Annotated in this window: 21 protein-coding genes, 4 tRNA genes and 1 pseudogene; 8 read left to right on the plus strand and 18 right to left on the minus strand. The window is 60.2% G+C overall.

The features are described 5' to 3' along the window. Positions 1 to 67: 67 nt before the first annotated feature. From ACIPQ1_RS20870 to ACIPQ1_RS20885, 4 genes are all read left to right on the plus strand, one after another. Complete coding sequence (locus ACIPQ1_RS20870) at positions 68 to 781, plus strand: YczE/YyaS/YitT family protein (protein ID WP_411385307.1); 714 nt, start codon at positions 68 to 70, stop codon at positions 779 to 781. 97 nt (positions 782 to 878) lie between these two features. Next, positions 879 to 2,363: an AmmeMemoRadiSam system radical SAM enzyme gene (gene amrS / locus ACIPQ1_RS20875; RefSeq protein WP_411385308.1), complete on the plus strand. Its 1,485-nt coding sequence runs from the start codon at positions 879 to 881 to the stop codon at positions 2,361 to 2,363. After that, entirely contained in the window at positions 2,360 to 3,496 is a 1,137-nt protein-coding gene (locus ACIPQ1_RS20880; protein ID WP_446534717.1) for a PLP-dependent transferase, read from the plus strand. Before amrS ends, ACIPQ1_RS20880 begins: the two co-directional genes overlap by 4 nt. Positions 3,497 to 3,556: 60 nt before the next feature. Continuing rightward, on the plus strand, positions 3,557 to 4,813 hold the full coding sequence (locus ACIPQ1_RS20885; protein WP_411385310.1) for an aminotransferase-like domain-containing protein: 1,257 nt from the start codon (positions 3,557 to 3,559) through the stop codon (positions 4,811 to 4,813). A gap of 26 nt (positions 4,814 to 4,839) precedes the next feature. Here the strand turns inward: ACIPQ1_RS20885 and ACIPQ1_RS20890 are convergent, their stop codons facing one another. The 5 genes from ACIPQ1_RS20890 to ACIPQ1_RS20910 form a co-directional block, all read right to left on the minus strand. Next, on the minus strand, positions 4,840 to 5,472 hold the full coding sequence (locus ACIPQ1_RS20890) for a LysE family translocator (RefSeq protein WP_411385311.1): 633 nt from the start codon (positions 5,470 to 5,472) through the stop codon (positions 4,840 to 4,842). Between the two features lie 250 nt (positions 5,473 to 5,722). Next, positions 5,723 to 5,798 (minus strand) — tRNA-Gly (locus ACIPQ1_RS20895). Between the two features lie 3 nt (positions 5,799 to 5,801). Further along, positions 5,802 to 5,877 (minus strand) — tRNA-Glu (locus ACIPQ1_RS20900). A 104-nt stretch (positions 5,878 to 5,981) separates the two neighbouring features. After that, a tRNA-Gly gene (locus ACIPQ1_RS20905) sits at positions 5,982 to 6,057 on the minus strand. 2 nt (positions 6,058 to 6,059) lie between these two features. Continuing rightward, positions 6,060 to 6,135 (minus strand) — tRNA-Glu (locus tag ACIPQ1_RS20910). Positions 6,136 to 6,508: 373 nt separating this feature from the next. Between ACIPQ1_RS20910 and ACIPQ1_RS20915 the strand changes: the two genes are divergently transcribed. Next, positions 6,509 to 7,267, plus strand: a complete 759-nt coding sequence (locus ACIPQ1_RS20915; RefSeq protein ID WP_186708088.1) for a hypothetical protein — start codon at positions 6,509 to 6,511, stop codon at positions 7,265 to 7,267. Positions 7,268 to 7,425: 158 nt separating this feature from the next. Here ACIPQ1_RS20915 and ACIPQ1_RS20920 read toward each other — a convergent pair whose 3' ends face one another. From ACIPQ1_RS20920 to ACIPQ1_RS20935, 4 genes and pseudogenes are all read right to left on the minus strand, one after another. Beyond that, positions 7,426 to 8,307: a methyl-accepting chemotaxis protein gene (locus ACIPQ1_RS20920; RefSeq protein ID WP_411387543.1), complete on the minus strand. Its 882-nt coding sequence runs from the start codon at positions 8,305 to 8,307 to the stop codon at positions 7,426 to 7,428. A gap of 27 nt (positions 8,308 to 8,334) precedes the next feature. After that, positions 8,335 to 9,393: pseudogene (locus ACIPQ1_RS20925) on the minus strand (methyl-accepting chemotaxis protein); the annotation flags it as partial. Between the two features lie 110 nt (positions 9,394 to 9,503). Then, positions 9,504 to 10,892: an aminotransferase-like domain-containing protein gene (locus ACIPQ1_RS20930; protein ID WP_411385312.1), complete on the minus strand. Its 1,389-nt coding sequence runs from the start codon at positions 10,890 to 10,892 to the stop codon at positions 9,504 to 9,506. 195 nt (positions 10,893 to 11,087) lie between these two features. Continuing rightward, a complete protein-coding gene (locus ACIPQ1_RS20935) occupies positions 11,088 to 11,849 on the minus strand; it encodes an SDR family oxidoreductase (RefSeq protein ID WP_250965219.1) in 762 nt (253 codons plus the stop codon). Between the two features lie 226 nt (positions 11,850 to 12,075). Between ACIPQ1_RS20935 and ACIPQ1_RS20940 the strand changes: the two genes are divergently transcribed. Further along, a complete protein-coding gene (locus ACIPQ1_RS20940) occupies positions 12,076 to 13,080 on the plus strand; it encodes an NADP-dependent oxidoreductase (RefSeq protein WP_186730477.1) in 1,005 nt (334 codons plus the stop codon). 156 nt (positions 13,081 to 13,236) lie between these two features. On the opposite strand, the gene pyrF is transcribed toward ACIPQ1_RS20940, so the two are convergent. After that, entirely contained in the window at positions 13,237 to 13,935 is a 699-nt protein-coding gene (gene pyrF / locus ACIPQ1_RS20945) for an orotidine-5'-phosphate decarboxylase (RefSeq protein ID WP_411385313.1), read from the minus strand. Between the two features lie 292 nt (positions 13,936 to 14,227). Between pyrF and ACIPQ1_RS20950 the strand changes: the two genes are divergently transcribed. Together ACIPQ1_RS20950 and ACIPQ1_RS20955 are read left to right on the plus strand one after the other, a co-directional pair. Further along, on the plus strand, positions 14,228 to 14,974 hold the full coding sequence (locus tag ACIPQ1_RS20950) for a response regulator (RefSeq protein ID WP_411385314.1): 747 nt from the start codon (positions 14,228 to 14,230) through the stop codon (positions 14,972 to 14,974). Then, entirely contained in the window at positions 14,974 to 16,020 is a 1,047-nt protein-coding gene (locus ACIPQ1_RS20955; RefSeq protein WP_446534718.1) for a sensor histidine kinase, read from the plus strand. The genes ACIPQ1_RS20950 and ACIPQ1_RS20955 overlap by 1 nt, the downstream gene beginning before the upstream one ends. 346 nt (positions 16,021 to 16,366) lie before the next feature. On the opposite strand, the gene ACIPQ1_RS20960 is transcribed toward ACIPQ1_RS20955, so the two are convergent. From ACIPQ1_RS20960 to ACIPQ1_RS20995, 8 genes are all read right to left on the minus strand, one after another. Continuing rightward, entirely contained in the window at positions 16,367 to 17,404 is a 1,038-nt protein-coding gene (locus ACIPQ1_RS20960; RefSeq protein WP_186708104.1) for an AI-2E family transporter, read from the minus strand. A 64-nt stretch (positions 17,405 to 17,468) separates the two neighbouring features. After that, positions 17,469 to 18,287, minus strand: coding sequence for a DUF4892 domain-containing protein (locus tag ACIPQ1_RS20965; RefSeq protein WP_411385316.1), 819 nt, complete (start codon positions 18,285 to 18,287; stop codon positions 17,469 to 17,471). A gap of 129 nt (positions 18,288 to 18,416) precedes the next feature. Then, positions 18,417 to 19,268, minus strand: a complete 852-nt coding sequence (locus ACIPQ1_RS20970) for an alpha/beta hydrolase (protein ID WP_446534719.1) — start codon at positions 19,266 to 19,268, stop codon at positions 18,417 to 18,419. Further along, positions 19,265 to 20,059 carry an alpha/beta fold hydrolase gene (locus ACIPQ1_RS20975; RefSeq protein WP_057451981.1) on the minus strand — a complete coding sequence of 265 codons (795 nt, stop codon included), beginning with the start codon at positions 20,057 to 20,059 and terminating at the stop codon, positions 19,265 to 19,267. Before ACIPQ1_RS20975 ends, ACIPQ1_RS20970 begins: the two co-directional genes overlap by 4 nt. A gap of 280 nt (positions 20,060 to 20,339) precedes the next feature. Continuing rightward, positions 20,340 to 20,783 (minus strand): hotdog fold thioesterase, encoded by a 444-nt coding sequence (locus tag ACIPQ1_RS20980; protein ID WP_186708110.1) that lies wholly within the window; start codon positions 20,781 to 20,783, stop codon positions 20,340 to 20,342. A 96-nt stretch (positions 20,784 to 20,879) separates the two neighbouring features. Beyond that, complete coding sequence (gene sixA, locus ACIPQ1_RS20985; protein ID WP_250964735.1) at positions 20,880 to 21,323, minus strand: phosphohistidine phosphatase SixA; 444 nt, start codon at positions 21,321 to 21,323, stop codon at positions 20,880 to 20,882. After that, positions 21,320 to 21,667 (minus strand): DUF4389 domain-containing protein, encoded by a 348-nt coding sequence (locus ACIPQ1_RS20990; protein ID WP_046063632.1) that lies wholly within the window; start codon positions 21,665 to 21,667, stop codon positions 21,320 to 21,322. Before ACIPQ1_RS20990 ends, sixA begins: the two co-directional genes overlap by 4 nt. Positions 21,668 to 21,696: 29 nt before the next feature. After that, positions 21,697 to 22,722, minus strand: a complete 1,026-nt coding sequence (locus tag ACIPQ1_RS20995) for an NAD(P)H-dependent glycerol-3-phosphate dehydrogenase (protein WP_250964736.1) — start codon at positions 22,720 to 22,722, stop codon at positions 21,697 to 21,699. Positions 22,723 to 22,809 lie beyond the last annotated feature (87 nt).

The following is a 22,809-nucleotide window of genomic DNA, read 5'->3' on the forward strand; positions in this document are numbered from 1 at the left end:
ATCAATAGCCCTGCTCTTTAGCGTGACGCACTCATAATAAAATATTCTCTCCAGGGATGGTGTTCGCATGGAAGATGAAAAGAAAAAGTGTGGAGAAAAGCCCCACCCGTTGATTCAGCACATTGGCACGCAAGTCCTAAATCTCCGCCACTTCAAGAAAGACCAGATACTGATGTACCTGATGGGCGTCAGCTTCTTTTCGCTGGGTGCCAAGTGTTTCATCATCAGTCAACTGGGTACCGATCCTCTAGACGTCTTGATCATCTCGATCGATAAAATGCTTATGCTCGGCATGGGTGTTTGTTCGGCTATCGTGTCGCTGTTCTTCCTGACTTGGTGGATGCTCTGGAACAAAAAATACCCGCCGATAAGCCCCTTCATTACCACGACGCTGACCGGACTGCTGATTGATCTCTGGTCGTGGCTGGGGCTCGGAGAGTACTTGATCGTCAGGATGAACGAGTATGCGTTATTGGCCTCGGGGCTGATGCTATGTGCCTATTCATCTGCATTAATCATCATGAGCGGTATTGGCATCAGGATCATGGATCTCGTGGTATTGACCATGGTATCCAAATGGAACTGGTCATTCACCAAAGCCAAGATGATCATTGAAATCGGCATCTTTTCCAGCGGTTGGCTTTTAGGCGGGCCGTTCGGTATAGGAACGATTGCATTCCTGCTGGTAATTGGTCCGCTTATTCAACCGTTCATGAACATGAATGCCAAGCGCTTTGCACTTAAGAACTATGGATTGATGAGCGCTTCATCCGCTTACTAATAAGAAACATGACTGCCCTATAGGGCGGCAGGATGGCTTCGCCTCGACTTTTTAAACCGATGCTATTGATGGCAACTTCCGTGATGAGGAGTGAAAGATGGACACTACAAAAAATAAAAACTGGACCTTGGAAAGCAGCCCGGCAAAATTGGAAGAAATACTCCCCGGGGGAGCCGTGAAGTGTCATCTTTCCCCACGCAACTGTGTCATTCAGGAAGGCAAGGTAGGGTTTTGCAAGGTGCGCGGAAACCGCGGGGGCAGGCTCGTTACATTGAACTATGGCAAGGGCGTCCACAGCACCGAGGAAACAATCGAAACCGAAGCCGTTTTCCACTTTGCCCCCGGTGAGCGGATCCTGTCCCTGGGCAATATCGGCTGCATGCTCAACTGTGGTTACTGTCACAACTGGAAGACATCACAGGCCAAGTACGTCACCGACAAGGACGTTTACTACTACACCCCCGAACAGGTGGTGGAGACCGCGCTCAAACACGGCATACGCGTCATTTCCTGGACCTATAACGATCCGGTTGTCTGGCATGAATTCATCCTCGATACAGCAAAGCTGGCCAAGGAAGCCGGCCTGATCAATCTTTATAAATCGGCGTTTTTCATCAGTGAAGAAGCCATCGACGAGTTGTTGCCGGTCATCGATATTTTCTCGATTTCGCTGAAATCCATCTCTCCGGAGTACTACCGCAAGGTCACCACAGGCTGGGTAGAGCCCGTCCTGGCCGGTATCAAGAAAGTCTACGACGCTGGCAAATATGTCGAAGTCAGCACCTTGATGGTGACCGACATCAGCGACGACGAGGAAACGGCCCGGAAAATCAGCCAGTGGGTATTGGATGAACTGGGTCCGAACGTACCGCTGCACTTCGTCCGGTTTCACCCCGATTACAAAATGAGCAACAGCATCCGTACACCTGTGGACAGGCTGCTGAAGGCTCGGGACGTCGCTCGGAGCATGGGCGTCGAGCACGTCTACCTGGGTAACGTGAATGATGTCGAAGGGACCAATACCAGTTGCAACCACTGTAACGCCCTGCTCGTCACCCGGTATGGCCTGAACGCGGACATCATCGGACTGGACAGCAAGGGGTGCTGCTCCCAATGCGGGCATGATGCGCACTTCAAATTACTCGGCGAGCACCAGGCGTACGCCCCTGTCGAGCTGTGCGAGGACGCGCTGAGCGCTTATGAGAAGCGCAAGTTCGAATGGCACGGAGACATTGTGTCGCTGCACGCCCAAGTGCTGAATACCGAGGACTTCGAACAGACTGTCTACCTGCGACGCAACTATACGGACGGGCATAACAGCGAGTGGAAATCGCTGACCTTGCGGGCCCATGAAAGCTATCGATTCATCATTGCCAAGGCGCGCATCGATGAAACCGGTCCTGAGGTCTGGCTCCCCAACGGCGTGAACTCGAACCTTCATGAAGTCTTCGACCGGGCTCACTTCCCTACTGAGTCGATTGAAGAGATCGGCATCTCGCAAAATGACATCACCCCGACCGTTGGTTACGAGGGCAAGCAGAACATGTATGAACAGGTCATCAAACTGGTCAGCCAAGCATGAAAGTGTCTACTGAAATACTTCATATCAAGGTGGATGACCGGGACGCTCACCCTTCGGTAACGCCTATTTATCAGTGCAGCGCGTTCAATGCGGACTCGGCCTTCTTCTACTCAAGGAAAGCCAACCCCAATGTGACTGAATTGGAACAGGTCGTCGCGTCCCTGGAGGGCAGCGAATATGCCTTGGCCTACAGCACCGGGATGAGCGCGATCTATATGGTGTTGGAACTGTTGAAACCGGGGGCTTCACTGGTCATCAACAAATACATCTATGGCTGCTCTTATAAATTGTTCCAGCGCTATGCGGCACGTATCGGCGCACACCTGACGATTCTGGATCTCACCACGGCCGAGGGTTTGAGGGCCTTGCCGGCGGACGTCGACATGGTGATATTCGAAACACCGACCAACCCGTTCCTGAAAGATATTGATATCCATGCGGTCAGCAGGGCCGTCAAGCAAAACAACCCGCAGGCCCTGGTGGTCGTTGACAATACCTGGGCCACGCCGATATTCCAGAAGCCGTTGAATTTTGGCGCCGACATTTCCCTGTACAGCGCAACCAAGTACTTCTCTGGACACAGTGATGTCATGGGCGGCCTGGTGCTGGTCAACAATGAGACGATCTATAACCGCCTCCTTGAGGGCCGCTTTTATTCAGGCACGATACTGACCCCCAATAGCGCCTGGTTGCTGCGCAGGAGCATGCAGACGTTCAACCTGCGCATGGAAAAACACAGCCAGACGACCGCAAGCATGCTCAATTATCTGCGTGAGTTGCCTTTCATCGAGCATGTCTATTACCCACGCATCGATGGCAAGCAGTTGACCGGCTATGGCGGCATTGTGTTTGTCGATATTCGGCCGGACCTGGTGCCCTTTTACAAAACGTTCACCAGCGCGCTCAAATGGTTTGGCACGGGCACTGGAATGGCCTGCGTCACGTCAATGGTCGCCCAGCCCTTCAGTGGCAGCCACGCCTCGATGACGGACCAGGAAAAAGCCGACATGGGCATCGAGAAGGGCCTGGTTCGATTGTGCTTTGGCCTGGAGGATCTCGACGATCTCAAGGAGGATCTGCTCCAGGCATTCGAAACCATGGAAAGCAAGGTCGATCAGAAAGATCCTGCGTAGCGGTGTCATCAAGAGCAACGAGCCTTCAATGGCTCGTTGCTTTTTTATGGAGCAAAGAAAGTGTCCGGCGCATTCGAAAACACGATATTCGACGACCCCATCCTGAACGTTATCCACCTTCTAAATTCCATCGCCCAAGAAAACCCGCAGGCCATTTCACTGGCTTCCGGTCGACCCGATGATCAGCAGTGCGACCCGGCGCTCATCGACAAGGGCCTGGCCCACTACAAACATCATGTCGCCGGCACCGAGCAATCGCTGGCGACGCTGCTTTGCCAATATGGAAAAACCTCCGGGATCATCAATGAAACGATCGCCACCTATTTGCAGGTGGATGAAGGGATAACCGTCTCCAATCCTGAAAGCATCGTGGTGTGCCTGGGGTTTCAGGAAGCCTGCACCTTGACGCTCCTGTCCATCTTTGAAGGCGGTGGGGTGTTGTTGGTGCCTGACCCGGTGTTTTCCGGGATTACCGGCATCGCAAAACTGCTGGGCATAAAGATCGTCCCGGTTCCCATGGCGGCTTTTCTAGACCCGATCGCCCTGCGCAAGATCGTTGAAGCACTTGAATCCAGAGGAGAAAAAATCAAAGCACTTTATGCCGTTCCAGACTTCAGCAATCCGACCGCCGACAGCCTTTCCTATCACGCCAGGACAGCCATGCTTGCCTTGGCCAGGGAAAAGAACTTTTTCATCCTTGAAGACACGGCCTACCGCTACTTCAGGTACGAAGGCGCTGCCATTGCATCCATGAAGTCCATCGACAGCAGTCGGGTGTTCTTGCTCGGTTCTTTTGCCAAATCGATTTTTCCGGGCTTGCGCATGGGTTATGTGGTCGCTCCGCAGGGTGCCGGCGTCATGTCGTTCAACACGAGGTTGTGCAAGGCCAAAAGCCTGATCACCGTTAACACTCCAGCCCTGTGCCAAGCGGTCGTCGCCGGCGTGCTGATCGAGAACGACTACTCGCTGAAGGGGCTGAACCAGCCCAGGGTGTTGTCCTATACGAACAAAAGGAACCACATGCTTGAATGCCTTGAACGTGAATTTCCGCTCAAGTCTGGCGTTCATGGATCGGTCAGTTGGAATCACCCAACAGGCGGCTTCTTCATCAATGTGCAGCTGCCTTTCGTCTTTGGCGAAGCTGAAATGCGCGAATGCGCCCAGCAGTTCAAAGTGATCGTCTTTCCGACCACTTTATTTTCGCTGACGAATGAGGCGGCTAACCAAGTCAGGCTTTCATTCAGCAATGCCACCGCCTCAGACGTCACCCAGGCAATAGGCCGATTCAGGGCGTATGTTGAGTCCAGGCTGCAGTAGGACCTCTTTTTGTGCATCATTTTCAATCAGGTTGCCGTCGCCAGCATGACACCCGTGGCGACCTGATACGCCCCCAGAACGGCGATGATCGCCCCTGAAAAATAGTTGATCAGCCTTAGCTTGGATTCGGCAATCCGGGCCTTGAAAATGGAGGAGAACCCGCTTAACCCCAGCCACCAGGCCGCCGAGCCCAGGAATATACCGGTCACCATCGGCAACAAGGCGTGCTGGCCGCCTTGATCACTGGCCATGCCATCGCTCAACGCGGCAAATATCGCGATAAACGACAAGATGGTCATGGGGTTCGACAGGGTCAGGAACAGCGTGGTCGAGTAGGCTTTGAACATATCGGCCCGCTCACCCGCCATCGCGGTCGCGCCGCCTTTCGACCGTATTGTCTGATAGCCGATATAGGCGAGGAATAGCCCGCCGAAGATGCACAACCAAGGTTTAAAGCTGATGAGCGTCGCGATGATGGCCGTGACCCCCAGGGCCCCGATGAATCCATAGATCGAATCGGCGGTGGCCGCCCCCAATCCCGTCGCGAAACCTGCCCTCCATCCCTGCATCAGGCTTCTTTGTATGCACAACAGCCCAATGGGTCCCACCGGGGCTGCAATACACAGCCCAATGACCATCGATTTAATAAAAACCAGCATAAGCGCACCTCCAGAATGGGTACTGGAAGGTTAGGAGAAGTGCTTTTTTTTAGGAATGAACTATTAATCTTCCTAAAGGTTTTCCCTTAAGTTTTGCATGAAGTAATTTCGCTTCACCTTCATTTTTAAGGTAAAGCGCCGCCAGTCTCCTCAGACACCGAAAATCGCTCGTTGTAGGCACAAGAGCGCTGGACGGCCTTTTCATGGGCATAAAAAAACGCCGCTCATATGAGCAGCGTTTTTTTGAATTTGGAGCGGGAAACGAGACTCGAACTCGCGACCCCGACCTTGGCAAGGTCGTGCTCTACCAACTGAGCTATTCCCGCAAATGGCGTCCCCTAGGGGACTCGAACCCCTGTTACCGCCGTGAAAGGGCGGTGTCCTAGGCCACTAGACGAAGGGGACACACTAACTGAAACACATGGTGTGTATTTCAGTGCCCAAATCCGCATCCGAAGATGTCGGCTCTGGCTTCACTCAGCCCTGCCCGAAAGCAACGCTGTTTAAATTGGAGCGGGAAACGAGACTCGAACTCGCGACCCCGACCTTGGCAAGGTCGTGCTCTACCAACTGAGCTATTCCCGCATTGGCGTCCCCTAGGGGACTCGAACCCCTGTTACCGCCGTGAAAGGGCGGTGTCCTAGGCCACTAGACGAAGGGGACACACGTACAACATTCACTGCTTAGAGCGTTTGGCTGAGTGCTTTACGCTGTAAGTGGCGCGCATTCTATGGATGGATTGAAGGGTCGTCAACCCCCAGATATAAATTTATTTAAATCAATGACTTCGCCCGGTTTGAGGGGGCGATCCACGGATTTCCCTCGTCCGGTCTCTGACGCCTATATTCTGTCGCCCGCCGAGACGCTATAGTCGCGCCCGGCAAATGATGGCAATGTGCTCCTACCCGGTTATGCTTCCTATAAACAGCACGACGCCCGTCTAATCGCGTCGCTCGGGCCTATGCGCTTAAAAGCCAAGCCACTACACTCATGACATGCGTACCCTAATAAAGAGGTCTTACCGGTGACACCACTCATGATCACCCTGCTCGTCGTAGCCGGGATCGCCCTGTTGATCGCCATTGGCTACATGAACCACGTGGTGGAAAACAACAAGCTGGAAAAGGCCCGCACCAAGGTAGAACTCAACGACCGCATGCGTCGCTGTGGCGAGCTCACCGAAACCTTTCCCGGGCAGTTGATGACCCCTGCCCTGAAGTTGTTGATGACCCGCCTCGAGATGAACGTCTGCCAGCGCTTGCTGAACCTGGAGAAAACCAATTCCACGGTCAAGGCACGCCTGGACGAATTGAGCGCACTGGCCGCCCAAGGTGAATCGATCCCGGTGAACAATCCGCCGGCACCGATCCAGACCGAAGCCAAGGCCAAGGACGTACGTTTTCTGCTCGAGGCTTTGCACGGCCAGATCACCCGCGCCGCCCAGGACGGTTTCCTGCCGCCCAACGAAGCCAAGCGCTGGATCCGTGAAGTGCGGCATATCCTGGTGCTACTGCACATCGAGTTCTTCAACAATCTCGGCCAACAGGCGTTGCAGCAGGAACAACCCGGGCAGGCCCGCCTGGCCTTCGAGCGCGGCGTGCAGTACTTGCGCAAGCAACAGGAACCCCAGGTCTACGCCGAACAACTGGCCTACCTGGAAAAACTCCTGGCCCGCGCCAATGCCCAGGTCCTGGCCAGCACCCAGCCGGTCGAGGGCGAGGTCAACCAGTTGACTGAGGGCTTGAAGGACGACGAAATAAACGACGAGTGGAAAAAGAAGAAGGTCTACGACTGAGATTAAGGGCCGAAGCGAGTTCCCTTGTGGCGAGGGAGCTTGCTCCCGCTGGGCCGGCCCAACACTTCGGGCGCAACGGTCCTTGAGCGGTGGGTGCTTCGCACCCCAAAGGGGGGACGAGAGCTCGCCACCCGGGTATGTGGGGAGCGCCCCCCGGCTTACAACCTGAAATGCCCCACCATTCCTTTCAACTCAACCCCCAACTGTGCCAGCTCGATGCTGGATGCGGCATTGCCGCGCATCGCCAGGGAGGATTGATCGGCGCTGGCGCGAATACTGGTCACGCTGCGATTGATCTCTTCGGCCACCGAGCTCTGTTGCTCGGCCGCCGCGGCGATCTGTTGGTTCATCTGCTGGATCAACGACACCGCCGCCGCAATGCTGCCCAAGGCGCTCTCGGTCTGCAGTGCGTCGCTGACCGCCATCTTCACCAGCTCGCCGCTGCTCTGGATCTGCTGAACGGAGGCCTGGGCCGCTGAACGCAAGGCGCTCACCAGCCGTTCGATCTCCTCGGTGGACTGTTGCGTGCGCCTGGCCAGGGCCCGCACTTCATCGGCAACGACTGCGAAGCCCCTGCCCTGTTCCCCGGCGCGGGCCGCCTCGATAGCGGCATTGAGCGCCAGCAGGTTGGTTTGCTCGGCCACGCTCTTGATGACTTCCAGCACCGTGCCGATGTTCTGGATCTCGGCGCTGAGGCTTTCGATGCTGGAACTGGCCGACGTCGCCGAATCGGCCAGTTGTTCGATGCGCACCATGCTCTGGCGCACCACCTGCTGGCCGCTTTCGACCTTGTCGTCGGCCGTCTGGGCCGCTTGTGCCGCTTCTTCGGCATTGCGCGCCACATCGTGCACGGTGGCGGTCATCTGGTTCATGGCCGTGGCGACCTGCTCGGTTTCCTCTTTCTGGCTGCTGACTTCCAGGTTGGTCTGCTCGGTCACCGCCGACAGCGACTGCGCCGAATTGGCCAATTGCTCGATCCCGGCCTGCAAGCCGCTGACGATACTGCTCAGCCCTGCGCCCATCTGTTGCATGGCCAGCATCAACTGGCCAATCTCGTCCCGGCGCGTCACTTCGACCGTGGCGCTCAAGTCACCCGCCGCAATCTGCTGGGCAACGCGAATGACGCTGCGCAGCGGCGTCACGATCAGCCGGGTGATGACCCACGCCGCGATCAACCCCACCAGCAACGCCAAGGCCGACGAACCGACGATCAGCAGCGAGTTCTTCTTCAATTCTGCCTGCATGGCCTGGTCTTCGGCACTGAAGGCCTGGTCGACCCGCGCCACCACTTGGTCGGCCCGCTCGTGCAGTTGCTGGTAGACGATTTTTTCCTTCGCCAGCAGTCCGGTGTACTCGGCCAGTTGCTGGTTGAAACCGGCGATGTGGCCGGCCACTTCGTTCAGCACGGTCTGGTAACCCGGGTCCTTGACCGTGGTCTTGAGCGCTTCGGCCTGTTTCATCGCCTGCTCGGCCTGTTCAATGCTGCCTTCTCCGGCGCCCTCGACATTGCCTTTGCGGCTCTGGTCCAGGCGGACCCGCGCTTCATTCATGGCCTGCAACATCAACCGCGACACTTCGCTGATCTGGTTGGCCTGCTCGATGAATTCGGCACCCTCCTTGCCTTCGGAGTCTTTCAAGGTATAGGTACCGTCATCCGCCAGCCCGGCCTGCAACACATCAAGGTTGTTGGCCACGCTGGACACCGACCAACTGGCCATTTCCAGTGCCAGGTCCTTGCTCTGGCTCAACCCGACAAACTCATCGAACGCCTTGCGGTACGCGCCCAGCGCCTGCTCGACATCATTCATCACCGGCACATTGGCAGCCGACTGTGCCTTGAGCTCGTTCGCCAGGGCCACAAGCCCGTCGACCCCTTGGCGCAGGGCATCGGCCGTCTTGGGGTCGGAACGCGAGGCGTACTCCTGCTCCAGCAGCCGGACCTTGAGCAACCCGCTGTTGAGGGACGACATCTGTTTCAGGCCACCGAAACGATGGCTGATGGTCTGCAGGGACCAGACGCCGATGGCCGCGACCACAGCGGTCAACAGCAGCACCAGGACAAATCCGATACCCAGTTTTTTTGCCATACCCAGGTTGGCAAAACGTCCTTGCACGGCCGAAATCATTGCGCCCAGTCCTCTGCCAGTGTGTGTTGATTGCAGATTCGCAACGAGACGCCCTGCAACACAAGATGCTGGCGTCGGAATAATGGCAAAAAGCTACAGCTTCGTCGTTTTCAGGACACTTGAGGTCGATCCAGCGTTGCGGCCCGGAAAAAAACCAGCGCCCGGGGATCACGGGCATAGGCCACGTTGATCCGTAGCCAGTCGCTGTCAGCGCCCGAAGGACTGAAGGCCGTAGACGAAGACAACAGCACACCGAAGCGCCTGGCCAGACGCTGTAATCCAGCGTAGTCGTTGATTGGCGGTTTCGCCCAGATGAAAAGCCCTCCGGTGGGTTTGCCAAACACCTCCCAGTCGGCGTCCTCCAATACCTGCAACAGCGCCGCCGTATCGACGCCCAGGCGTTGCCGCTGGCGCTGGACCAGCTTGCGATAGGCCCCGTTGGCCAGGAGATTGGCAAGCACCGACTCACAGAACCGCGACACGCCCATGCTTGTAATGCCCTTGACCTCGCTCAGACGCGCAATGGTGGACGGCCCGGCCACCACAAAACCGACGCGTAACGAACTGCTCAGGGTCTTCGAGAAACTGCCCACGTAGACCACGTCGGCATCCAGCGCCGCCAGCCGGGTCCGCGCCGAGCTCTGGAAGTCGCCATAGGCATCGTCTTCGATCACCAGCACGGCGTGTTGCTTCGTCAATTGCAGCAACCGTTGGGCCACGGCCGGGGCCAGGCTGGTGCCGGTCGGATTGTGGCAGGCGCTGTTGACGAACAGCGCACTGGGCCGGTGTTTCGCCAACAAGTCTTGCAGCACATCGACGTCCGGGCCGCGCGGGGTCCTGGGCAGTTCGAGCATCTCGATCTTGTGCAACCGGAGCAGGTCGAACAGGTTTGAATAGCCTGGGCTCTCCACTATCACGCAAGCGCCTGGCTGCAACAGTGTCCGCACGATCAGGTCCAGCCCCTGGGTAGCCCCAGCGGTGGTCAGGATCGAGTCTTTATCAGCCTCGATATTGAATTGCTTCAGGCGCCTGGACAGTTGCTCGCGCAAGGCGGGCAGCCCCAACGGCGTGCTGTAGTTGAACAACCCCGCCATATCGGTGCGGGTGACCTGACGGATCGCATAGCCCAGGTCATCGCTTTCACGCCAGCTCTCGGGCAACCCGCCACACCCCAGCGGCAACGCCCATTGCGGGATTTCACCGCCTTCAGCGAACGTGTCCTGCTGGCGACTCGGGTCGGTGGACACGACCCCGGGCGCCGGGGATGGTGCGACAAAAAAGCTGGAACCATGCCGGGACGCCAGCAGGCCTTGGGCAACCAGGCGCTCACACGCTTCATTGACGCTGGACTGGCTGAGCAGGTTCTGCCGCGCCAGTTGGCGGACGGACGGCAGGCGAGTCCCTGGTTGCACCGCATCCTGTCGGATCCATCCGGTCAGCGCGTCAACGATTTGCTGCACGACAGGCACCAAGGCCTGCCGGTCGATTCTCAACTCCATGAGTAACCTAGCTCCTAAGCGTTTGTTTTATTTCCGGAAACAGTTAAGCACAGGCCACCCCCCAGCGATGTACGACAAAGCCGCCAAAACCGCTGATTCTCACCCTTTGAAACACATTGATAGACCGTTTCCATTCCCCAAAGAAAAAGCCCGCAACCAGTGCGGGCTTCGTCCTACAAGCCAAGGGAAGCGTCCTCAGAACGCCGTGACCCCACCGTCCACCGCCAGGGAATGGCCGGTGGTGAACGCCGCGCCGTCGCTGCACAGGTACAGCACGGCGCTGGCGATTTCCTCGACCTTGCCGATACGCCCCACCGGGTGCATGGCATTGGCGAACTCGCCTTTTTTCGGGTCTGCCTCATAGGCCCGACGGAACATGTCGGTGTCGATCACCGCCGGACAGACCGCGTTCACGCGGATCTTCTTCTTGGCGTATTCGATGGCGGCCGATTTGGTCAAGCCGATCACGGCGTGCTTGGAGGCGGCATAGATGCTCATTTTCGGCGCTGCGCCCAGGCCGGCCACCGAGGCCGTGTTGACGATAGCGCCGCCGCCCTGGGCCAGCAGCAAAGGCAACTGGTACTTCATGCACAACCAGACGCCTTTTACATTGACCCCCATGATCGCGTCGAACTCATCGAGGGTGCCGTCGGCCAGCTTGCCCTTCTCGATCTCGATCCCGGCGTTGTTGAAGGCGTAGTCAAGGCGACCGTAGGTCTTGATCACCTCGTCCATCAGTTGCTGCACATCGCTTTCCAGCGTGACATTGCAGCGCACGAACACTGCGTCGCCGCCCGCATCACGAATCGCCTGCACCGTACCCTCGCCGCCCGCCGCGTCCAGGTCGGCCACCACGACTTTCAGGCCCTCTGCCGCAAATGCCTGAGCGGTAGCGCGGCCAATGCCAGCGGCGGCGCCCGTGACCACGGCAACCTGTCCGGAAAACGTCATGCTCATTGTCAGTTCCTCGAAGAATGCGGGAGATGACGCCAGTCTAGCCACAGGTCCCGAGAGCACGGCAGCACTATCCAACTGCCGGTTGAGCATTCATGGGTGCCAGTGATAAGGCCCCTGGGCGAACTATCACTGTGTTGGATCGAACTGCATTCGCTGTATCGGCAAAGCTTGCGGCAAATGCTTCGAAGGTCTATCAACAAGACTTCATTCATCTTGAGTGCCAACCATGACCGCCCAGACCAATCGCCAGTTCCTGCTCGCCAAACGCCCGGTAGGCGCCGCGACCCGCGAGACGTTCACCTATCAGCAAGTCCCGGTGGGCGAACCGGCAGCCGGCCAGATCCTGGTGAAGAATGAATACCTGTCCCTGGACCCGGCCATGCGCGGGTGGATGAACGAGGGCAAATCCTACATCCCGCCGGTCGGCATCGGTGAAGTGATGCGGGCATTGGGCGTCGGCCAGGTGATCGCCTCGAACAACCCGGGGTTCGCGGTCGGGGACTACGTCAACGGGGCCTTGGGTGTGCAGGATTACTTCCTCGGCGAGCCAAGAGGTTTCTACAAAGTCGATCCGAAACTGGCACCGCTGCCCCGCTACCTGTCCGCCCTGGGCATGACCGGCATGACCGCCTACTTCGCCCTGCTGGACGTCGGCGCGCCCAAGGCCGGCGAGACCGTGGTGCTGTCGGGGGCCGCCGGTGCGGTGGGCAGCATCGCCGGGCAGATTGCCAAGCTCAAGGGCTGTCGCGTGGTGGGCATTGCCGGCGGCGCCGACAAATGCAAATTCCTGGTGGATGAACTGGGCTTCGACGGCGCCATCGACTACAAGAACGAAGACGTCCATGCCGGCCTCAAGCGCGAGTGCCCCAAAGGCGTGGACGTGTATTTCGACAATGTCGGGGGCGACATCCTCGATGCCGTACTCAGCCGCCTGAACCTCAAGGCCCGCGTGGTGATCTGCGGCGCCATCAGCCAGTACAACAACAAGGAAGCGGTGAAAGGCCCCGCCAATTACCTGTCACTGCTGGTCAACCGGGCACGCATGGAAGGTTTCGTGGTGATGGACTACGCCTCGCAGTTCGCTGCCGCCGGGCAGGAAATGGCCGGCTGGATGGCCAAGGGTCAGCTCAAGAGCAAGGAAGACATCGTCGAAGGATTGGAGACGTTTCCCGAGACGCTGACCAAGTTGTTCAGCGGGGAGAACTTCGGGAAGCTCGTCCTCAAGGTCTGATACGCATCAGCTGTGGATGCAGGTTAAGGCCTGACACAAAACAACTGTGAGAGCGAGCTTGCCCGCGATGGGGCCCTGTCAGTCAACATTGATATTGACTGACCTACCGCTATCGCGAGCAAGCTCGCTCCCACAGTAGGGATCCTCAGTGTTTGCTCAGGCCAGTTCGGCCACGACCGCCGCCAAGGCCTTGGCCGGATCGGCGGCCTGGCTGATCGGGCGACCGATCACCAGGTAGTCGGAGCCGGCATCCAGCGCCTGGCGCGGGGTCAGGATGCGACGTTGGTCGTCCTGGGCGCTGCCCGCCGGACGAATCCCCGGGGTCACCAGTTGCAGCGCCGGATGGGCTGCTTTCAAAGCGCCGGCCTCCAGGGCTGAACAGACCAGACCGTCCAGGCCGGCCTTCTGCGCCAACGCCGCCAAGCGCAGCACCTGCTCCTGGGGCTCGATGTCCAGGCCGATCCCGGCCAGGTCCTCGCGCTCCATGCTGGTCAACACGGTCACGCCGATCAGCAACGGTTTCGGGCCGCTGCGCTGATCCAGCACTTCACGGCAGGCCGCCATCATGCGCAGGCCACCGGAGCAATGCACGTTGACCATCCACACGCCCATCTCCGCAGCCGCCTTGACGGCCATGGCGGTGGTGTTGGGGATATCGTGGAATTTCAGGTCCAGGAACACTTCGAAACCCTTGTCACGCAGGGTCCCGACAATTTCCGCAGCGCAACTGGTGAACAGTTCCTTGCCGACTTTGACCCGGCAAAGCGTGGGGTCCAACTGGTCGGCCAGCTTCAGGGCGGCGTCACGGGTGGGGAAATCCAGGGCGACGATGATGGGCGTCTGGCAGGCGGACATGAGCGGGCTCTCAGGCAAGTCGAAATCGGCGCGCATTGTAGCGGAAGGAGCGCCCGTGCGGGACCCGATGATCGGTAAATCTCATCGTCCCTCGCCGCAGCATGGACGATACCGGCCTTTGTGTCGAAGCCGATACATTCATGACATGCATACAACATGTCGACACGCTACCGTCCGCCGCCACAACCCGCCCTTTTCACCGCTTCACGCCTCGCGGCACGACGCCTATGCTGAAGCCTCAACCTCGCCGCCTTCTTTGCGGTTGGCAGCCAACCTGGCAGATGATGCATCTATGCAGACCCACCCTGTTGCAAATTCTGACACTCAAGATGACAAGCGCTGGAGCACTCGCGCGCTGATCGTCGATGATGACGTGCCGATCCGCGAACTGCTGATCGATTACCTGGCCCGCTTCAGCATTCGGGCCAGCGGCGTGACCGATGGCGCGGCCATGCGCCAGGCGATGAAGGCTGAGCACTTCGACGTGGTCGTGCTCGACCTGATGCTGCCGGGTGAGGATGGCTTGCAGTTGTGCCGCTGGTTGCGCGCCGAATCGGACATCCCGATCTTGATGCTTACCGCCCGTTGCGAGCCCACCGACCGCATCATCGGCCTGGAACTGGGCGCCGATGACTACATGGCCAAGCCGTTCGAACCCAGGGAACTGGTGGCACGTATCCAGACCATCCTGCGCAGGGTGCGCGACGACCGCACCGAGCAGCGGGCCAATATCCGTTTCGACAACTGGCGGCTCAACAGCGTATTGCGCCAACTGATCTCGGGCGACGGGTTGGTGGTGCCACTGTCCAATGCCGAGTTCCGCCTGTTGTGGGTCTTCATCGAACGACCGCGCCGGGTGCTCAGCCGCGAACAACTGCTGGACGCGGCGCGTGGTCGCTCCATCGAAGCGTTCGACCGCAGCATCGACTTGCTCGTGTCACGCCTGCGCCAAAAGCTGGGCGACGACCCCAAGGCCCCGCAACTGATCAAGACGGTGCGCGGTGAGGGTTATTTATTCGACGCCCGGGACATCGGTTGATGCGATTGCGCCTGGACTCCTTGTTCGGTCGCCTGTTCGGCGTGTTGCTGCTGGCGATTGTCCTGGCGCATCTGCTGGCCTTTGCCTGGTTTTTCCATTACGACCAACCGCCACCTCCCGGGCCGCCGCCTGGAATGAGCCAGCAAGGCGACGGTCCCCCGCGCTTCGGCCCGCCCCCCAATCGCCGTCCACGCCCCTGGTTCGGTGGCCCGGTGGTGCCGCTGACGTTTCAATTCGTGTGCCTGATCATCGCGGCCTGGTACGGCGCCAAGCTTCTGACCCGACCGATCCAGCGCCTGAGCGATGCCGCCGAGCGCCTGAGCGAGGACCTCGACAGCCCGCCACTGGAGGAAAACGGCCCTCGTGAGGCACGGCAGGCGGCCCATACGTTCAACCTGATGCAGCAACGGATCCGCGAGCAGGTGCAGCAGCGTTCCCGCATGCTCGGCGCGGTGTCCCATGACCTGCGCACACCGCTTTCGCGGCTCAAGCTGCGTCTGGAGCAGATCGATGACGTCAAGCTGCAAGGCCAGATGCGCCAGGATCTGGACGACATGATCGGCATGCTCGATGCCACCCTGACCTACTTGCACGAACAGCGCACCAGTGAAGCGCTGCAATGGATGGACGTGCAGGCCTTGGCCGATTCATTGAGCGAAAACGCCCAGGAGCAGGGCTCGGATGTGCAGGTCAGCGGGACCTGCGCACCGCTGCAGGTGCAACCGATGGCACTGCGCTCGTGCCTCAACAACCTCATCGACAATGCCCTGCGCTACGCCGGCCATGCCTTGATTACCTTGCAGGACCAGAAACATCTGCTGCTGATCCGAGTCATCGACCACGGCCCCGGTATTGCCGCGGACAAGCGCGAGGCGGTGTTCGAACCCTTTTTCCGCCTGGAGGGCTCACGCAATCGCAACTCCGGCGGGGTTGGCCTGGGCATGACCATCGCCCGGGAAGCCACTGAACGCCTGGGTGGGCAGTTGAGCCTGGAGGAGACGCCCGGAGGTGGCTTGACAGCGGTGATCAGCTTGCCTCGCCCCTAAGCCCGCTTATCTTCCCTGTGGGAGCGAGCTTGCTCGCGATGAGGCCCTGTCAGCCAACATCGATATTGACTGACATACCGCTATCGCGAGCAAGCTCGCTCCCACAGGGGTTGGGGTTGATCTGGAGGCTTTGTGGAGCTTGATGGGTCGGCATTGATCTGGAGGCTTTGTAAAGCCTGATGGGTCGGCGATCACCCTGTGGCGAGGGAGCTTGCTCCCGCTGGGCTGCGCAGCAGCCCTGAAACCAGGCACTGCGGAGTGTCAGGCTGACCGAGGTAATGGTTTGGGGTCGCTTCGCAACCCAGCGGGAGCAAGCTCCCTCGCCACAAGGTACTCGACACTCAAACTACCGCGCCTGGCTTTTGCTCCAGTCCGTCAACAGGCTGTACGCCACCGCCAGCAGGGTCGGGCCGATGAACAGGCCGATGAAACCGAAGGCGATCAACCCGCCAAACACCCCCAGCAACACAATGACCAGGGGCAAGTTGCCGCCACGGCTGATCAGGTAGGGTTTGAGCACGTTGTCCACGCCACTGATGATGAACGTGCCCCAGATGCCGAGGAACACCGCCATGCCGTATTCGCCCTTCCACGCCAGCCACGCCGTGGCGGGGATCCAGACCAGGGGTGGGCCCATGGGAATCAGGCTCAGCAGGAACGTGACGATCCCCAATACCAGTGCCCCTGGCACCCCGGCGATCAGGAAGCCGATCAGCGCCAGCACGGCCTGGGCCGCCGCAGTGCCGATCACGCCGTTGACCACCCGTTGCACCGTACCGGCCACCAATTCGATGTAGTAACCGGCACGGTCGCCGATCAGACGCTCCAGCAAGCCGTGGACAAACACCGCCAGACGCGGGCCATCGCGATAGAAAAAGAACACGAACACGATGCTCAGGGTCAGCTCGAGTATGCCGCCGCCAATCTGCGCACTGCGCGCCAGCAGCCAGTTACCGACTTGTCCCAGGTACGGCCTGATGGACACCATCATGGCCGCGCCCTGCTGGTCGATGCTGTTCCAGATGCCAACCAGCCGCCCGCCCACCAACGGCACGCCGGCCAGCCAGTCGGGCGCTTCCGGCAAGCCATCGACTTGTGCGTCCTTGATGAACGCAGTGGCATCGCGCACGTGGTCGGCGAGGTTGAAACCCAGCCACACCAGCGGCACCGCCACCAACAGCATCCAACCCACCGTCAGCAACGCCGCCGCCAGGGATTCGCGGCCATTGACCCAGCGGGTCAGCAGGCGCATCAACGGCCAACTGGCGAACGCCAGCACCGCGCCCCAGAACAGCGCCGACCAGAACGGCGCCATGACCCAGAGGCTTGCGCCGAACAACACCAGGAGCAGGATCTGCACCAACAGCCGATCGTTATTGAGCATGTAGGGTCTCGAAAAAATGAACAGGACCGAGACAGCGGCGTGAAACCCGCTGCCCCGACACAGCTTAGCGCAGCAGTTCCAGGCGCAAGCCCGCCGCCTCGCCGCTGGCGGCCTCCATGCGCGCCGCCCGGACCCCCTGGCCCGCCAGTGCCTCACGCCAGTCCTCGGCCCGGGGACCGGCGATACTGACCCGCAGGCCCGTGTCCAGGTTCAGCGCCCGGGACAACAGGCGCAACCAGGTGTCGTCCGGCTCACCGGCAAGACGCGGCAAGTCCAGGACCCCGGTGTCCTTGAGCTGGCGCAACAGCGTGGCCGATGTCGGCAGCAAGTCCCCCAGCGCTGCGTTCGCCTCGAACTGCTCGACATGCAGGTAGGCCTTGCGATTGCCGCGAGTGATGGAATAAAGCGCGATCAGCGTGTTGTCCGCCGGCGGCGCCAGGCGCAGCAGCAGGAAAGCCTGGCCGTTGTCGGCGCCGTAGAGCTTGGCATTGCCGAAGACGTCGTTGGCCCACAGGCTGCTTTCGCCACAATCGCGGGCCTGGCACCAGAACAACAGCTCGGCGCCCTGTTTCTGCAACGCTTCGCGAGCCGCGGTAAAGGCCTGGGTGGCGGAATGTTCCGGCGGCAGTTCATAAGTGACCGACGTGACATTCCCACGGGCATCGACCTGGCCGTCAAAGCGCAACTGGCCGCTGATCTTGCGAATCGACCCCATGGGGTAGACGCGTTCCAGGTCGCTGCCTTGCCGGTAATCGACGATCTGGGCATCGGGCATGCGCGGCACGCGTTCCAGGTCGCGACTGCCCGGCACATCGACGGCGAACGACGCCGGGCTGAGGCAGGCCAGCGCCAGCAGGACGAGTGAGTGAACGGATAATTTCATCGGATCGGCTTGGCCTGGGACGCGTGAACGCAACGGGCGTCGTCGATGCACTGCGAAGCTGGCAAACAGAGGTCTGTCATGGTTGTCTCCTTTTCAACCCGCCCAGCCTCGACAGTTGCCCGGCGCAAGTCAAGGAACGGTGAAGAACCGATTGAAACAGTCTGCTACAAGCCCGGCACCGACCTCGTCGTTCAGGTGCAAATGATGGCCACCGGGCAACTGCTCATGACTGAAGGGTAGACGCTCCAGCAGCTCCGGGTGTTGGCCAAGCATGCCGTCGGCCGCCACCACCAGATGCGCCGGACAAGCGACCCGGGCAACGAACGCCATGGCCTGCTCTTCGGTCAGGCGCAGGGGCGATGGCAGGGTCAGGCGGTTGTCGGTGCGCCAGGTGTACCCCCCCGGCACCGGCATCAGGCCGCGCTGGGCCAGCAACTCGGCAGCCTCACGGCTGACCGCCACCAGCCCCTTCATGCGCGCTTCGATGGCCCGGTCGAGGGTTTTGTAGACCGGCTTGCGTTTTTGCTGCAAATCCAACTGGGCTTGCAGGGCCATGCCCATGCGTTCGGCCGCGTTATCGCCTTTGGCGGTCGGAGGAATCACCCCGTCGATCAGCCCCAGGTGCGTCACCCGTTCCGGCAGGGAACCGGCCAGCACCAGCGACACGATAGCGCCCATGGAATGCCCCAACAGGGCGAAGCGCTTCAAGCCCAGTTGTTCGGACACTTGCAGCACATCGTGGGCGTAGTCCCACAAGGCATAGCCGGCACCCGGCGGCCGGTGCCCGGAATGACCGTGGCCGGCCATGTCCAGGGCGATCACCCGCAGCCCTTCGAGCCTGGGCGCCAGACGGGCGAAGCTGTTGGCGTTGTCCAGCCAACCGTGCAGGGCAATCACCGGCAGCCCGTCTTCCGGGCCGAACAAGTGAGCCGCCAGTTCGATGTGAGGCAGGCTCAGGCGGACCTCTTCGACCACACTCATGCGCTGCGCCCTTCCCAACGCTGGAAGAGGTTCTTGAGCAGGTTCGCCGTGTCTTGTGGACGTTCGAGGGGGAACATGTGACCGCCGGGCATGCTCAGGGATTCGCCATGGAGCATGCGTCCCACCGAACGGGTGTGATGGCGCATCACCACGCGACTCTGCCGGCCGCGCACCACGGCCAATGGCACCTTGAGCTTACGGGGCCGACCCGGGCTGGTGTGCGGCACGCCGCGGTAAATGCTGATTTCCGTGGCCGGGTCGAAGCGCAGCCGCAGCCGGTCGCCGACTTGTTGCAGGCCGTGTTGCAGGTAGGCGTCGAAGCAATCCGGGTCAAAACCGCGAAACAGTGTCTTGCCGGCAAAATACTGCCGGGCCGACGCCAGGTCGGCAAACTCCTCGCGCCGTCCCAGGGTCCGGCCGGCCGGGGTCAGGCGATCGATGAACCCCAGGCGCTTGGCCGCCAGGATGACCCACTGGTCGGTACGGGTCAGCACTGGCGAATCGAGCATGACCACGCCGCGATACAGCTCGGGGCAGCGCAACGCCGCGTGCAGGTGCAGCACGCCGCCCAGGGAGTGGCCGACGCCCCACACTGGCGCCGGTTGCTGTTCCAGGTGATGGATCAGTTCGTCCACCAGGTTGTGCCAGTTGTCGTCTACCGGAAAGCGCGGGTCATGGCCGTGCAATTCCAAATGCGCGACCTGGTACTGCGGCGCCAGCGCGGCGAATAACTTGCCGTAGGTGGCCGAGGGAAAACCATTGGCGTGGGCGAAAAAAATCTGTTGCGACATGACAGCCGATCCATTGGAGAACTGCGGCAGATTGTCCGCAGAACCCGACGGCGCGGCAATGACCGTAACTGACAGGAATGATGACAGTCGGGCTTGGGCTATGGGGTCATGCGGTGAGCACAGATTAATGTGGCGAGGGGATTTATCCCCGCTGGGGTGCGAAGCGCCCCAAACCAGTCGACTCGATCAACCTGGCATACCGAGTCGCCTGATTTCAGGGCTGCTGCGCACCCCAGCGGGGATAAATCCCCTCGCCACTGGGGCCGGGGTCAACCTCGTTTCAACGCGCCGGTGGTTGCTCACCCAGCGGCACCACGGCCATGGTCAGGCGCGACACGCAATTGAGCTTGCCCTCGTCATTGACCAGGCGAATGTCCCAGACCTGGGTGGTACGGCCCAGGTGAACCATCCGGGCCGTGGCCGTTACCCGTCCGCTGCGCACGCCGCGCAGGTGGTTGGCATTGATCTCCAGGCCGACGCAATAGAACTTGCTGGCATCCACACACAGGTAGGCGGCCATGGACCCGACCGTTTCGGCCAGGACCACCGAAGCACCGCCATGCAACAGGCCGAACGGCTGGTGGGTACGCTGATCGACCACCATGCTGGCGGTCAGGGACTCGTCGTCGAACGATTCGAAACGGATATCCAGCACTTCGCTGATGGTGTTTTTACCGGCGGCGTTCAGTTGCTCGATGTTGGGGGTGGTGCGCCATAGACTCATCGCTGCCCTTCCTTTTTGGTTTTTATTACATTCAATCCTGCACAGCACTGAAGGAGCAAGGCTTGCCCGCGACGCAGAGCTGGGGTGGATCAGGTATTACAGGCGCTTGAGGCTCATCGCCCCGGCCAGCGGCATATCGCCTTCCAGCTCGGCCAGCCCAGCCGTTTGCACTTGCGCGGGCTGTTGCAGGTGGCCGTGCTGCAGGAGGCCCAGCAGGCTGCCCACCAACGGGTTGTGGCTGACCAGCAGCACATCGTCCTGGTCCTCCAGATGCCTTAGCACCTCCGTCGGCCGGGTCTCCGGCGTGAGCCAATCGACGGTAATCAGTTCAGGTTCGAAACCCAGTGCTTCGCGCACCAGTTGCGCGGTCTGCTGGGCACGCACATAAGGGCTGGCATAGATGGCCCGCAATGGCTCACCCATCAACCGGCCGGCACTGAGCAACACTTCCTCGCGGCCATGCACCGTCAAGACCCGCTCCGGATCGGGACGCACACCATGAGGCTCTGCCTCTCCGTGACGCAATACCCACAATTTCATAGCTTCGGCTCCTCGTCCCGGACTGGGTGCGGCGCCGGCGCCACGGCGTGAGGCGCTTCACCTTCCGGCGTGCGTGGAGTCGGCCAGTCCGCGAACGGCCAGGGCTTCTGGTCGCTGTGAAAGGTGCCAAAACGGCCGATCTGCGCCAGGAACTGGCTCAGGCTGTCACCGAAATTCATCAGGCTCGCGCTGGGCGCGCCGTAGATCAGCCGATAGATCAATTGCACCAGCACCACGGCGCCGAGGATGAATTGCGCCACCTGCCAGACCAGCAGGTAAATCACCATCCACAGCACACGCAGCAGGATGGATTCGTATTGGGGTTGCCCTTGCGGATCGTTCATGGCTCGCTCCTGCTTGCGTCAATAGCGGTTCAGTTGAAACCGCTGGTGGAAATGAAATCAACGTCGGTCTTCGGTTCACCACGCATCAACAGCTCGATCACCTGTTCAAGCGTGCGCCCTTCGAACAGGATCGCGTGCAGCCCGGCGACCAGCGGCATGTACACCCCCGCCTCCTGGGACTTGGCCTTGAGTACCTTGAGGGTATTGACCCCTTCGGCCACTTCACCCAGGCGCGACACAGCCTCATCAAGGCTCAAGCCTTGGCCAAGGGCAAAGCCGACCTGATAGTTGCGACTCTTGGGCGAGGAACAGGTGACGATCAGGTCGCCCACCCCGGCCAACCCCAGGAAGGTCATCGGGTTGGCGCCCTGGCTGACGGCGAAGCGGGTCATTTCCGCCAGCGCGCGGGTGATCAGCATGCTCTTGGTGTTCTCGCCCATGTCCAGCGCCACCGCCATGCCGGCGATGATGGCATAGACGTTCTTCAGTGCACCGCCCAACTCCACTCCATAACGGTCAGCACTGGCGTAGACCCGAAAGGTGCGACCATGGAGCGCGGCCTGGACCTGTTGGCACAGTTGCTCATCCTCACTGGCGACCACCGTGGCGGTCAGCGCGTGCTCGGCGATTTCCCGCGCCAGGTTCGGGCCGGAAATCACACCGATCCGCGCCTTGGGGGCGATTTCTTCGAGAATTTCGCTCATCAGCTTGAAGGTCTGGGCTTCGATGCCCTTGGTCAGGCTCACCAACAGTTTGCCGCTCAGGCGCTCGGCATGGGGTGCCAACACCGAACGCAAGGCGCTGGACGGCAAGGCGACGAAGAACAGGTCGCTACCCTCCAGCGTGGCCTGCAAGTCAGTCACCGGCACCACTTCCGGGCGGATCTTGATGCCCTTGAGGTAACGTGGGTTCTCGCGGTTGACCCGGATGGCCTCGGCCTGTTCCGGGTCACGCATCCACTGGCGCACCGGGTGGCCATTCTCGGCCAGCAGGTTAGCCACGGCGGTACCGAAACTCCCGCCCCCCAGGACCGCAATCGGGCGCTGTTCAGTCATATGCAATCCGTTCATCCATACCAAGTGGCAATGCGGGGCATTATACGGAGCGGCCGGATGGCGACCAGCCCCGGCAACAATTACCGC

This window comes from Pseudomonas sp. LARHCG127, from assembly GCF_052871455.1.